Source organism: Devosia neptuniae (assembly GCF_025452235.1).
In the GTDB taxonomy this organism is placed as follows: Bacteria; Pseudomonadota; Alphaproteobacteria; order Rhizobiales; family Devosiaceae; genus Devosia.
Genome location: NZ_CP104965.1, coordinates 605725 through 617904 on the forward strand (window position 1 = coordinate 605725; position 12180 = coordinate 617904).

Consider the following 12180-nt stretch of genomic DNA (forward strand, 5'->3'; position numbering starts at 1 on the left):
TGAAAGACCAAACTATGCGTATCAAAGAACTCGTTCTGTCCAAGGCGACAATCCCGGCTGTGCTGGCCGGCCTCATCGGCATCGGCGCGGTGCTTTATGCCTGGCAATTGCCGCCCTTCACCACCAGCGTGCAGAGCACCAACAATGCCTATGTCAAAGGCCGCGTGACGCTGATTGCGCCGCAGCTGGCGGGCTATGTCGTGGCCGTGCCGGTGACCGATTATCAAAGCGTGCACAGGGGCGACGTGCTGGTGCAGCTGGATGACCGCATCTATGTCCAGCAATTGGCGCAGGCCGAAGCGGCCTTGCTGCAGCAGCAGAATGCGCTGGCCAATTACGACCAGAATTATGCCTCCAAGCAAGCCAGTGTCGATCTGGCCAAGGCGCAGCTGACGGCGGCGCAGGCCGCCCTGAGCAAGGCACAGGCCGACGCCACCCGTACCGATTCGCTCCTCGCCTCGGGGCTGTCGCCGCAATCGACGGTGGATCAGGTGCATTCGGCATTGGCGCAGGCGCAATCGAGTGTCGACCAGGCCAGTGCCTCGGTCAGCATTGCCGAGCAGAACCTGTCGCTGGTGGAAGGCGGCAAGCCGGCGCTGGAAGGCGCCGTCAAGGGCGCCGAAGCCGCTGTCGAATTGGCACGGATCAATATTTCCAACACCAGGATCGTGGCGCCGGTCGATGGCGTGCTGGGCGAAGTCACGGCGCGCCTGGGCCAATATGTGTCGATCGGCACCCAGCTGACCTCGGTAACGCCGCCGCAGACCTGGGTGATCGCCAATTTCAAGGAAACCCAGCTGGCGGGGATCGTCGTGGGGCAGCAGGCCAATATCAAGGTTGATGCGCTCGGCTATGGCGCGCTGACTGGCCATATCTCGGAAATTTCTCCGGCCGCCGGCTCGGAATTCAGCGTGCTCAAGCCCGACAATGCCACCGGCAATTTCACCAAGATCGCCCAGCGCATCCCGGTGCGGATCGAGCTGGACGAGGGCCAGGACCTGGCGGCGCGGCTATTGCCGGGCATGTCGGTGGAGGTTTCGGTGGATACGGCAACGACGCTTTAGGGCTGCCCTGGGGCAAGGTTTGCAATCTCCTGACGATTGCAGGCCTTGCCTGCAGCACCCGCTTGACGGCGCCAGCGATTTCCCGCATCTAGAACGCCGTTGCGGGTGTATCTCAATGGTAGAGAAGCAGCTTCCCAAGCTGATGACGAGGGTTCGATTCCCTTCACCCGCTCCAGCGGCCTGTCTGACTAGGGCCGTCGCAGTCCAAAACCTCCAAAGAAAATCAGGAAAATAGGTCTGCTGCGCCCTCGCGCACGCGTACCGCGCAAATGGCTAAAATGGCGCGCAGCCTGGCCGCCGTCGGCCCCAATTCGGGCGTTCCATGCAGAAGATCGAAGTTTCTAAAGCTGCGGTCCACCAAGTGCCTTCACCTGGCTCAGCGCTTATAGATGTCTGCAAGTGCCCCAATGACGTTGGCCATTTCAGCTCGAAGTTCGGGCGGTTCAATTACCTCCAGTTCTCTACCAAAGCGCAGCAGGTCCATGGCGGCGTGCGCTATGGAACCTACCGACACTGAAACCTGCTTCCATCCCCGCGCATCGGCTTGCTCCGAGATCACAGCACCGGTGCGGATATAAGGAGGCAGAAGCTCCTCCATTAAGTCCAAGCCGCGAGGCGAAAGACGAACTTCTGCCCGGTTCGGATGGAGGTCCGCTTCGTATTGCCGGATGCTTTCTGACCAATATGCTTCAAGGTTGAAAGCCGTGGGATATTCAAAACGTCCATCCAGCACAGTCATTTTGCCAATTCGCGAAATACGGAAAGTGCGGGTGTCATCGCGAATTTGAGCGACCAAATACCAGGCACCACCTTTCAACACGACTCCAAGGGGCTCAACTCGCCTCTCCTCGTCAGTCGTTCGGCTCTGGTAGTGCATGCGTATCGGGTGCTGGTTCCACACCGCATCGGCAATCGCTGGGAGGAAGTGCAGAATCTCGGGTTCTGCGAACCAAGCTGGCGCATCAAAGTGGAAACGGGCCTTCATCGCGCCGGACCGCATGGCCTCCGGCAGCGCAGCCACAAGCTTTGCGCGCGCGCTTGCCGCAACAGCACCCATTCCCAGATCGGCGGCCTGTCGGGTGAGACCGGCGAGAAACAATGCGTCGGCCTCTGTCGAGGACAAGCCATTTAAACGAACCCGATAGCCGTCGAGCAGGCGATAGCCGCCGCTGCTGCCCTGCACGCTGTAAACGGGGATGCCTGCTGCACTTAACGCGTCCACATCCCTGTAGATCGTTCGCAAGGATACCTCGCACTCATCGGCAAGCGCCTGTGCGGTAACGTGTCCTTTGGCTTGAAGCGTGGTCAGGATCGATAGAAGGCGGCTTGCTCGCATGAAAAAGAGCATAAACCAACCTGACACAAGTTGACAGGTATGGCGGGCTAACGTCTCGCCGTCGGTCAGGGCAGTCAACACGATGCCCACCCCGCCGCTATCTCAGAATCCCTAGGGAAAATCATGTCACGCGCTATCAAGCACCTGCTCATTGGAGGACTAATAATCATGGCAATATCGACTGCAGCGACGGCGCAGGAGCTAACCATCATTAACCCGCCCACACTGGGAGACCCTACGCCGAACGGCTACAGCACGGCGGTGATCCTGCCTGCCAATGCACGGGTGGCTTATATCTCCGGTCAAGGCGGCCAAGACAGCACGGGAGGTTTGTCACCCGACTTCGCAGCTCAGGTTGAGCAGGCATATGCAAACCTTGGTGCCGCGCTTGAAGGGATTGGCGCCGGACCGGAACAGGTCGCCAAGCTTACGGTTTTCGTGGTCGATCACGATATGTCCAAGCTCGGAGTGCTGACACAGAACGTCACCGCCATGTTTGGCGACAGGCTGCCGGCGCAGACACTGGTTCCTGTTCCCAAGCTCGCAATTGCCGCCATGCTCTTTGAGGTCGAGGCAATCGTCGTTCTGGAATAGAGATTGGCGGATTGGTCACGGTGGCTGAAAACGCGACCAACTTCTTTTAACACGACGGTGGGGCGGCTGATTCTGGTAGTTAGACCGAAAGCTCCCCGTCCGTTTCCCACCCTGCCCCCGGCTCGCATCTCCCGGCACGTGGCGAATGGGGGCATGGGCAGCTGAAAGTGCAGGAATCACGGCTCAACAAGGAATGGCAGCGGCAGCGCAAAATGGCGGTCCGCTCGGCGAGCTTTCGCCCTAAATCCGTCTTTCGCGGCGCGCGGGCAAAATCCTGTAAGCTCCCGTGGTTTGCGAACGAGATAACGCTGGGCTTTATGGATCGGCTTCAACGATCGACTGCAAGGTGTCCGCATCGCGACGCGGCGGGGCGCCGAACAGTCTTTTATACTCACGCGAGAACTGAGACGCACTTTCATATCCAACGGCGTAGGCCACGCTGGCTGCCTCGGCATGTTCGGTCACCAGGCGCCGGCGCGCCTCGTGCAGCCGAATATGCTTCTGATATTGCAACGGGCTGACGCCGGTCACCGCCTTAAAACGGCGATGAAACACCGACACGCTCATGCCGGCGACCGCCGCCATGGCATCGATGCTGAGATGGTCTGCATAATACTGGCGAACAAATGCCATGGCCCGGCGGATATGGGATAGCCTGGTGTCCGCGCCGGCAATCTGGCGCAGCAAGGCACCATGCGGCCCCATCAGCAGCCGGAACATCAGTTCATGCTCGAGGTGAGGCGCGAGGACCGGTATCTCGTCGGGTCGGTCCAGCAGGCCGACGAGCCGGCGCCAGGCATCGAGCAGTGCAGGCCCCGCCTTGGCGACGCCGAAGCCCGAGCCGATGGCGGGCTCAGCAAGCCCGTTCATTTCGAGCAGGATCGACGAGATCACGGCGGGGTTGAGAAAGAGATTGAGCGCCAGATAGGGCTCGTCGGTGGATGCCTCGCAAACCTGTCCCATGGCCGTCAGTTCGGCAGCCACCACCATGCATTCGCTTGGGCCGTATTCCAGCACGCCATCGCCGATAAACGTGCGTTTGCGGCCCTGCAGAACGAGGCAGACGACCGGCTGATAGATCAGGCCGGCGGCGTCGGTGGGATTGTCGATGCGATAGATATGAAGCCGCGGCATTGCCGGGTGGGGCGCGCCGGCATGGCGCTGCGCAATGGCGCGAATATCGTCCAAGTCTGTCATGGGCGCTATCCCATGCTTCTTGCCTCAAAAGGTCAAGCGATCAGCAGGATCAGGCAATCATTCGGGACCATCAGACATCCAGCCAGCAACCGGTCGTACCTACATTCCGGCGGCACACGCATGAAAGGATATTGCGATGCAGAAGCGCAAACTCGGCAAGAACGGACCCGAAGTATCAGCCATCGGCTACGGTGCCATGGGGTTTCATCTGGCTTATGGCGCGGCCGACACGCAAGCCGGCCTCGACCTCATCAAGCGCGCCTATGATCTGGGCGTTACCTTCTTCGATACGGCCGAACTCTATGGCTGGGGCGAGAACGAGAAGTTCATCGGCGAGGCGGTGAAAGGCTTTCGCGACGATATCGTCATCGCCACCAAATTCGGCTTCACCTTCGAGGATGGCAATTACGGCGCCAACAGCCAGCCGGACCACATTCGCCAGGTGACGGAAAACAGCCTGCGCTATCTTGGCGTCGAGCAGATCGACATTCTCTACCAACACCGCGTCGATCCCAATGTGCCGATCGAGGACGTCGCCGGCACCGTCAAGGACCTGATCGCCGAAGGCAAGGTCAAGTATTTTGGCCTCAGCGAAGCTGGACCGCAGACCATTCGCAAGGCTCATGCCGTGCAGCCGGTGACGGTCCTGCAGACCGAATATTCCGTCTTCGAACGCGAAGTCGAAGCCATACTGCCCACGATACGCGAACTGGGCATCGGCTTCGTTCCCTATTCGCCGCTGGGTCGCGGTTTCCTCACCGGTACTGTCAAGCCGGCCGCCGAATATGAAGCGAGCGACATGCGCCGGTATGACCCACGTTGGCAGCCCGGCAATTTCGAGAAAAACCTCGATGCCGTCCGGCAGCTCGGCGCCCTGGCCCACTCAAAGGGCATCACGGCGTCCCAGCTAGCCCTCGCTTGGCTGCTGGCGCAAGGCGACGACATCGTGCCGATCCCCGGCACACGCCGGATCGAGCGACTGGAGGGAAACCTGGCGGCCGCTGACGTCACGCTGTCTGACGATGACCTTGGCCGCATAGGGAGCATCCTGCCGGATGGCGCTTTCGGGGCGCGCTACGCCGGCGATATGGTCCCAGACTGGATCTAACAGACATGGGTGGCCGGCATTGCTCGCCACCCATCATTGCCGGAATGTCTGCTGCTGCAGTGGAATGTTCAAATTCAGACATTCCGCTGTGTACCCATTCCGGCTATGCGCGGCGGTTAGGGAGGAGCAACGCGACCGCTGTCCCATATCACGCGGTCGCCACGTCGTCCCTCCAATATCCCCTCCGAAGGGCCGCAACCGCCCACAATGTCTGGCTTCAGCCTCGGCTGCCATCTCTTCGCGCAGCTGGCGCCATCGGGCCACTAGCCTAGCAACTGCAACCTTCCCGTCGATTCCTGCAACGGCTGACATGTGGAATTCGGCATTGCGGTTGCGCCCGACTGAGTGAATATGACTGTGGTTTGAGATGTTCTGGCGGATGTGTTCGCCGGGACCTTCTTGGCGCGCCAGATAATTTGGACGGTCGCAAATGGCAGTTAATTTAGGATCGTCGTGCCTTCCATCCGAGACCAGGTTAACGCCATTCCGATGACGCGAAGCCGTGCGCTGCCGCCGCTCAATTCTCTTGTGGTGTTCGAGGCTGCGGCGCGCATGGGCAGCTTCTCGCGCGCCGGGCATGAGCTGGGCCTGACGCAGAGTGCGGTCAGCCGGCAGATCGGCAAGCTTGAGGCCTATATCGGCTCCAAGCTGTTCGTACGCGCCAGCCATGGTGTGCAGCTCAGCCCGATCGGGGAGGCCTATGCGGTCGATATTGGCAAGCTGCTTGGGGAAGTGGCTGCCGTCACCGAGGGCGTGCGCAGCTGGAGCGGACCGCGTCAGGTGACCATTGCCTGCTCGCGCGGCATTGCCGACCAATGGTTCATGCCGCGCCTGACCCGGTTGCGCCAGGAAGTGCCGGGGCTCGAATTGCGGCTCAAGGTGACCGACGATATCGTGCATTTGCGGCTCGATGAATTCGATCTGGCGGTGTTCTACCGCAGCGAGCGGCCGGTCGGGGTCAATCTGATCGTGCTGGGGCGTGAGGAGATCGTGCCGGTCGCCGCGCCCAGTCTGCCGCGGCTCGATAGTGTGGCCGATCCGGTGATTATCGGCATCGAGGATTCGATGCGCGAATGGCAGGACTGGCCGCAATGGTGGCGCGACGCGGGGCTTGGGCCGCCACCCGATGCACGGCGCTGGCTGCTGGGCGATTATGGGCTATGCGTGGCGGCAGCCATGCAGGGTGTAGGCTATGTGCTGGGCTGGACCTGGCTGATCCGCGAGCAATTGGAGGCCGGCACGCTGGTGCCGATGCACGACCATTGGATGCAGTCCGAAGGGCGCTTCTATCTGATGCGCCCGGCTGACCGGCACCAGCGCCGCATCGTGCGGGAAGTCTCGGACTGGCTGATTGCGAACAATGTCAGTAATGACCGCTAAGACCAGCCGCTATTCGGCTGATCTCATGATTGGTCCTAGATCGCGCTCCGGCGCTTGAGCTGGCCGTGTACGAAGCCGACCACGGTAAAGACGAGCCAGGCGATCTGCGTCAGGAAGGAGCCGAGGTTGAAATCCCACATCAGGGAATAGATCAGCGCCAGGCCCCCGATGATATTGAGCGCGGCATAACGGCCATCCTCGATGGTCAAAATACGCAGCTGAATCAATGCGTAGCCAGCCAAATAGGCAACGGCGCCGACGAGACCTACGATTGTCGCAAGCTCCATCTCAAATGCTCCAGAGCGCGGCCATGCAATGGTCGCGAAGATGATCGACAACGCCCTCGGAACCCCTCCCGGGAGCTCGAAGCGAAGTGCCATTTAGCGACGGGGCTCGGCAAAGTATGCACGCTGTATTCTGATGGGGGTATGATTTTAAATCATACCGGAATGGCGCTTTTGCCGACTAGTATTTCAGCCATGGGAACCCCAGCCGCGCCCTTTGACGGGGCGCGGCTGATCAATCAAGCAAGGTGAATATATGTCGCAGCAGACGCGTTCGTTCGACTTGAGCCGCCGCCAGTTCATGGCAGGCGCCGCCGGACTGGGCCTGACCACTTTGGCCTCGGGGCTGATCGTGCCATCGGCCATGGCCCAGGATGCTGCGCCGCGTCGTGGGGGCGTGTTGAAGATGGGCATTGGCGGGGGCTCGACCACCGACAATTTCGATATTCGCGTGCTCAATGACTGGGTGCCGGTGAACCAGGCCTATATGGTGTTCAACGGCCTGGTCGAAATCGACAAGGACAATCGCGTTCGCCCCGAGCTGTTTGAAAGCTGGGAACCATCGGCCGATGCCAAGGAATGGACTTTCACGATCCGCCAGGGCGTGACCTTCCACAACGGCAAGACCATGACTGCCGAGGACATCCTTTATTCGCTGAACCTGCATCGCGGCGCCGATACGACTTCGGCCGCCCGCTCGACGGCAGCCCAGTTCGCCGATGTGGTCAAGGTTTCCGACACCGAGATCAAGTTCGTGCTCGAAAGCGGCAATGCCGACCTGCCCTATATCCTGTCGGACTATCACTTCCTGGTCGTGCCGGAAGGCTTCACCGACTGGACCAAGCCGATCGGCACCGGCCCCTTCGTGATGGAGAGCTATGATCCGGGCGTGCGTGCGCGCTTCACCCGCAATGAAAGCTATTGGAAGCCCGATACGGCTTGGGTCGATGCGGTGGAAGTCATCGTCATCAACGACATTGCCGCCCGCACCAATGCGATGATGAGCGGGCAGGTGCATGCGATCAACCAGCTCGACTTCAAGACCGTCGACCTGCTCAAGCGCAATCCGAACCTGACTGTGGTGCAGTCGGCCGGTGGCCAGCACTTCACCTTCCTGATGGATTGCACCCAGGGCGTTTACGCCGACAATAATGTGCGCATGGCGATCAAATATGCGATCGACCGCGAGCAGCTGCTGGCGACCGCCCTGCGTGGCTATGGCCAGCTGGGCAATGACCATCCAATCCCGGTCACCGACCCCTTCTACGCAATGGACCTGCCGCAGCGCGCCTATGATCCGGAAAAGTCCAAGTTCTACCTCAAGCAGGCCGGCATGGATAAGCTCGATATCGAGCTGTCGGCATCGGACGCAGCGTTCTCCGGCGCAGTCGACGCGGCTGCCATTTTCCAGGGCAGCGCTGCTGCCTCGGGCATTAACCTGGCCATCAAGCGCGAGCCGGCGGACGGCTATTGGTCCAATGTATGGATGAAGGCGCCGTTCTCGATGGGCTATTGGGGTGGCCGCCCCACGGCCGACCAGATGCTGACCATTGCCTATTCCTCCACCTCGTCGCAGAACGACACCCATTGGAAGAATGATACATTCGACGCCAAGCTGACCGAGGCACGCGCCCTGCTCGATCCGAGCAAGCGCAAGGAAATCTATGCCGAGCTGCAGCAGCTGGTGTCCGATGATGGCGGCGCACTGATCCCGATGTTCGGCGATTATCTCGATGCTGTCTCGACCAAGCTCAAGGGCGTAACCTCCCACCCCATGTTCAACCTGATGGGCGCAAGGCTGGCTGAAAAGGTCTGGCTGGAAGCATAATGATCACACTCATCCTTAAGCGTCTCACGCTTGGGATCCTGACGCTCCTGCTGGTGTCCGCGTTGATTTTCGCGGGCACCCAGCTCCTGCCGGGCGACGTTGCTTCCGCAATTCTCGGACAGAATGCGACGCCGGAATCCCTGGCTGCTCTCCGAACGGATCTCGGCCTCGATCTGCCCGCTTGGCAGCGCTATGTCTCCTGGCTTTCCGGCTTTGTCACCGGGGACCTCGGCATGTCGCTGGCCAATCGCCAGCCTGTCGCCGATCTGCTGTGGCCGCGTTTCGGCAACACCATGGCGCTGGCCGCCTATGCCGCCATCGTCAGCGTGCCAGTGGCCGTGCTGCTGGGCCTGGCTGCCGCGGTCAAGCGTGGTGGATTGTTTGATCGCACCATCAATATCGTGGCGCTGGGCTTTGTGTCGCTGCCCGAATATTTCCTGGGCCTGCTGCTGATCCTGTTCCTCTCCGTGCAGTTCAATCTGCTGCCCAGCCTTGCCGATACCTATGCCGGCATGAGCTTTGGCGATTGGCTGCGCGCCACGACCTTGCCGGCGCTGACGCTGGTGCTGGTCACGGTGGCGCAGATGATGCGCATGACGCGCACCGCCGTGCTGTCGGTGATGGACCAGGCCTATGTGGAAACCGCTTTCCTCAAAGGCCTGCGCACCAAGCGCGTCGTGCTGCGCCATGCGCTGCCCAATGCGGCGGCGCCCATCGTCAATGTTGTGGCGTTCAACATTGCCTATCTGATCACCGGCGTCGTGCTGGTGGAGGCCATCTTCAATTATAACGGGCTGGGGCGCTTTATGGTCGATGCCGTCGCCAAGCGCGATCTGCCGCTGGTGCAGGCCGCCGCCATGGTGTTCGGCGCCGCCTATGTCATTCTCAACAGCATCGCCGATATCGCCGCGATCGCGCTCAACCCGCGTTTGAGGCACCCACGATGATCCGCACTCTCAAGGCTATCCCCTTCTCGGCCTGGCTGGGCCTGTTCATCGTTGCGGCAAACCTGCTGATCTTCCTGCTCGGCCCGATGCTGGCGCCCTATGGGCAAAACCAGATCGTCGGCTCGCCATTTGATCCGCCATCGGCGCAATATTGGTTCGGGCTGGACCAGAATGGGCGCGACCTGTTCTCGCGGCTATTGGCCGGGGCGCAGATGTCGATTGGTGTGTCGCTGGCGGCGTCGCTGATTTCGTTCTGTATCGGCATTCCGCTGGGCTTTGTCGCGGCCATCTTTGGCGGCTGGATCGATACCGTGCTCTCGCGCGTCGTCGATACGGTGATGTGCATTCCCGTGCTGATTTCGGCGCTGGTGGTGTTGCAGGCTTTGGGTTCGTCCCTGCCGGTGCTGATCATCACCATCGCCCTGCTCGACAGCACCCGCGTGTTCCGCCTGGCGCGCGTCGTCGCCCAGGGCATTAGCGTGCTCGAATATGCCGAGACTGCCCGCCTCCGCGGGGAAAGCCTGGGCTGGCTGATCACTCGCGAAATCCTGCCCAATGCGCTGCCGCCGCTGATTGCCGAATTCGGCATGCGTTTCTGCTTCACCTTCCTGTTCGTGGCAGGCCTCTCCTTCCTCGGCCTGGGCATTCAGCCGCCGTTCGCGGATTGGGGCGGCATGGTCAAGGATAACCAGCAGGCCATTCTTTATGGGCTTTATGCGCCGCTGTTCCCCGCCGCCGCGATTGCGCTTTTGACCATTGGCGTCAACCTGGTGGTCGATTGGCTGCTGTCGGGCCACGGCACCACCCAGGGAGCCGACCGATGAGCAATGTGCTGACCATTCGCGGCCTCAAGGTCGCGGCGCCCAATGGGGCCATCCTGGTCGATGGCATCGATGTCGATCTGGCGCCCGGCGTAGTGCTGGGGCTGATCGGGGAATCGGGCGCGGGTAAATCCACCATCGGGCTGGCCGCCATGGGTTATGGCCGCGGCGGCTGCAGAATAGTGGGGGGCAGCATCGATATTGGCGGCACCTCGCTGATGGAAGGCACCCGCAGCACGCGCGAGGCCATTCGCGGTGCGCGCATCGCCTATGTCGCGCAAAGCGCGGCGGCGGCGTTCAACCCGGCCATTCGCATCGGCCAGCAGATCATCGAGGGCGCGCTCTATCACGGCCGTATGAGCCGGGCCGAGGCCGAAGCCTGGAAGCTCGAGCTGCTCAAGACGCTGCAACTGCCCAATCCCGAAACATTTGGCGAGCGCTATCCGCACCAGGTCTCGGGCGGGCAATTGCAACGCGCCATGGTGGCCATGGCCATGTCGTGCCGCCCCGATATTCTGGTGCTGGACGAGCCGACCACGGCGCTGGACGTGACCACCCAGATCGAAGTGCTGGCGCTGCTGCGCCAATTGATCCAGCGCTATCAGACTGCCGCGCTCTACATCACCCATGATCTGGCTGTGGTCGCCCAGATTGCCAATCGCATCATGGTGCTGCGCCACGGCAAGCTGGTGGAAGAAGGCACGGCCGAGCAGGTGCTTGAGGCGCCGCGCGAGGATTATACCAGGAGCCTGGTCGCTGAGCGGCACGGCAATCTGGCCGGCGAGATCGTGCGCCACGCGGCGGGCGAAGTCCTGCTCGAGGTCAGCAATATCCATGCCTATTACGGTAAGACCGCCGTGCTGGACGATATTTCCTGCCAGGTGCGGCGTGGGGAAACGCTGGCCGTGGTGGGGGAATCCGGCTCCGGCAAATCCACGCTGGCCCGCGCCATTGCGGGCCTGCCGCCGCATGCCTCGGGCATGATCAGCATGGATGGCAGGCGGCTGGAGCGGTCCTACAAGAACCGTACCCGCGAGGAATTGCGCCGCATCCAGCTGGTCTATCAATTGCCCGACGTGGCGCTCAATCCGCGCCAGAGCGTGGGTGAGATCATCGGAAGACCGATGGAATTCTATTTCGGCATGCAAGAAATCCCCCGCAAGACGGAAGTCGCGCGCCTGCTCGATCTGATCGGACTGCCGCAGGACTTCGCCGAACGCCTCCCCGGCGCCCTGTCGGGTGGGCAGAAGCAGCGCGTCTGCATTGCCCGCGCGCTGGCGGCCAAGCCGGACCTGATCATCTGCGACGAGGTGACCTCAGCGCTCGATCCGCTGGTGGCCGAGGACATCTTGCGGCTGCTGCGGCGGCTACAGGATGAATTGGGGCTATCCTACCTCTTCATCACGCACGATCTTGGCGTGGTGCGGCGGCTCGCCGACCGGACGCTGGTGATGCAGCGCGGCAAGATTGTCGAGCAGGGGCCGACGGCTGAAATCTTCCAGCCGCCCTTCCATCCCTATACCGAAGAGCTGGTGACCTCGGTGCCCGAGCTGCGCCGGGACTGGCTCGACACAATTCTGGCCAAGCGCCAGCTGGCAAAAGCCTGAACTTTTCTGGACCA

General features: G+C 61.4%; 11 protein-coding genes and 1 tRNA gene. 9 read left to right on the top strand and 3 right to left on the bottom strand.

Going from position 1 to position 12180, the window contains the following annotated elements:
• Positions 1-14: 14 nt before the first annotated feature.
• Positions 15-1064, top strand: coding sequence for an HlyD family secretion protein (locus N8A98_RS05500; RefSeq protein ID WP_262169781.1), 1050 nt, complete (start codon positions 15-17; stop codon positions 1062-1064).
• 101 nt (positions 1065-1165) lie between these two features.
• A tRNA-Gly gene (locus tag N8A98_RS05505) sits at positions 1166-1239 on the top strand.
• 201 nt (positions 1240-1440) lie between these two features.
• On the opposite strand, the gene N8A98_RS05510 is transcribed toward N8A98_RS05505, so the two are convergent.
• Entirely contained in the window at positions 1441-2481 is a 1041-nt protein-coding gene (locus N8A98_RS05510) for a helix-turn-helix transcriptional regulator (RefSeq protein WP_315974532.1), read from the bottom strand.
• A 42-nt stretch (positions 2482-2523) separates the two neighbouring features.
• On the opposite strand from N8A98_RS05510, the gene N8A98_RS05515 reads away from it, so the two are divergent.
• Positions 2524-2994, top strand: a complete 471-nt coding sequence (locus N8A98_RS05515; protein WP_262169783.1) for a RidA family protein — start codon at positions 2524-2526, stop codon at positions 2992-2994.
• Positions 2995-3309: 315 nt separating this feature from the next.
• On the opposite strand, the gene N8A98_RS05520 is transcribed toward N8A98_RS05515, so the two are convergent.
• Complete coding sequence (locus N8A98_RS05520) at positions 3310-4191, bottom strand: AraC family transcriptional regulator (RefSeq protein WP_262169785.1); 882 nt, start codon at positions 4189-4191, stop codon at positions 3310-3312.
• 136 nt (positions 4192-4327) lie between these two features.
• Here N8A98_RS05520 and N8A98_RS05525 point away from each other — a divergent pair, with 136 nt between their 5' ends.
• Both N8A98_RS05525 and N8A98_RS05530 read left to right on the top strand, forming a co-directional pair.
• A complete protein-coding gene (locus N8A98_RS05525) occupies positions 4328-5299 on the top strand; it encodes an aldo/keto reductase (protein ID WP_262169786.1) in 972 nt (323 codons plus the stop codon).
• Between the two features lie 489 nt (positions 5300-5788).
• Positions 5789-6679, top strand: coding sequence for a LysR substrate-binding domain-containing protein (locus N8A98_RS05530; protein ID WP_262169788.1), 891 nt, complete (start codon positions 5789-5791; stop codon positions 6677-6679).
• A 35-nt stretch (positions 6680-6714) separates the two neighbouring features.
• Here N8A98_RS05530 and N8A98_RS05535 read toward each other — a convergent pair whose 3' ends face one another.
• A complete protein-coding gene (locus tag N8A98_RS05535; protein ID WP_262169798.1) occupies positions 6715-7017 on the bottom strand; it encodes a CBU_0592 family membrane protein in 303 nt (100 codons plus the stop codon).
• Positions 7018-7219: 202 nt separating this feature from the next.
• Between N8A98_RS05535 and N8A98_RS05540 the strand changes: the two genes are divergently transcribed.
• The 4 genes from N8A98_RS05540 to N8A98_RS05555 are packed head-to-tail and all read left to right on the top strand — an operon-like array spanning position 7220 to position 12166.
• Entirely contained in the window at positions 7220-8791 is a 1572-nt protein-coding gene (locus N8A98_RS05540; RefSeq protein WP_262169799.1) for an ABC transporter substrate-binding protein, read from the top strand.
• Positions 8791-9738, top strand: a complete 948-nt coding sequence (locus tag N8A98_RS05545) for an ABC transporter permease (protein WP_262169801.1) — start codon at positions 8791-8793, stop codon at positions 9736-9738. Before N8A98_RS05540 ends, N8A98_RS05545 begins: the two co-directional genes overlap by 1 nt.
• Positions 9735-10562 carry an ABC transporter permease gene (locus N8A98_RS05550; RefSeq protein ID WP_262169802.1) on the top strand — a complete coding sequence of 276 codons (828 nt, stop codon included), beginning with the start codon at positions 9735-9737 and terminating at the stop codon, positions 10560-10562. The genes N8A98_RS05545 and N8A98_RS05550 overlap by 4 nt, the downstream gene beginning before the upstream one ends.
• On the top strand, positions 10559-12166 hold the full coding sequence (locus N8A98_RS05555; protein ID WP_262169804.1) for an ABC transporter ATP-binding protein: 1608 nt from the start codon (positions 10559-10561) through the stop codon (positions 12164-12166). The genes N8A98_RS05550 and N8A98_RS05555 overlap by 4 nt, the downstream gene beginning before the upstream one ends.
• The last annotated feature ends 14 nt before the right edge of the window (positions 12167-12180 follow it).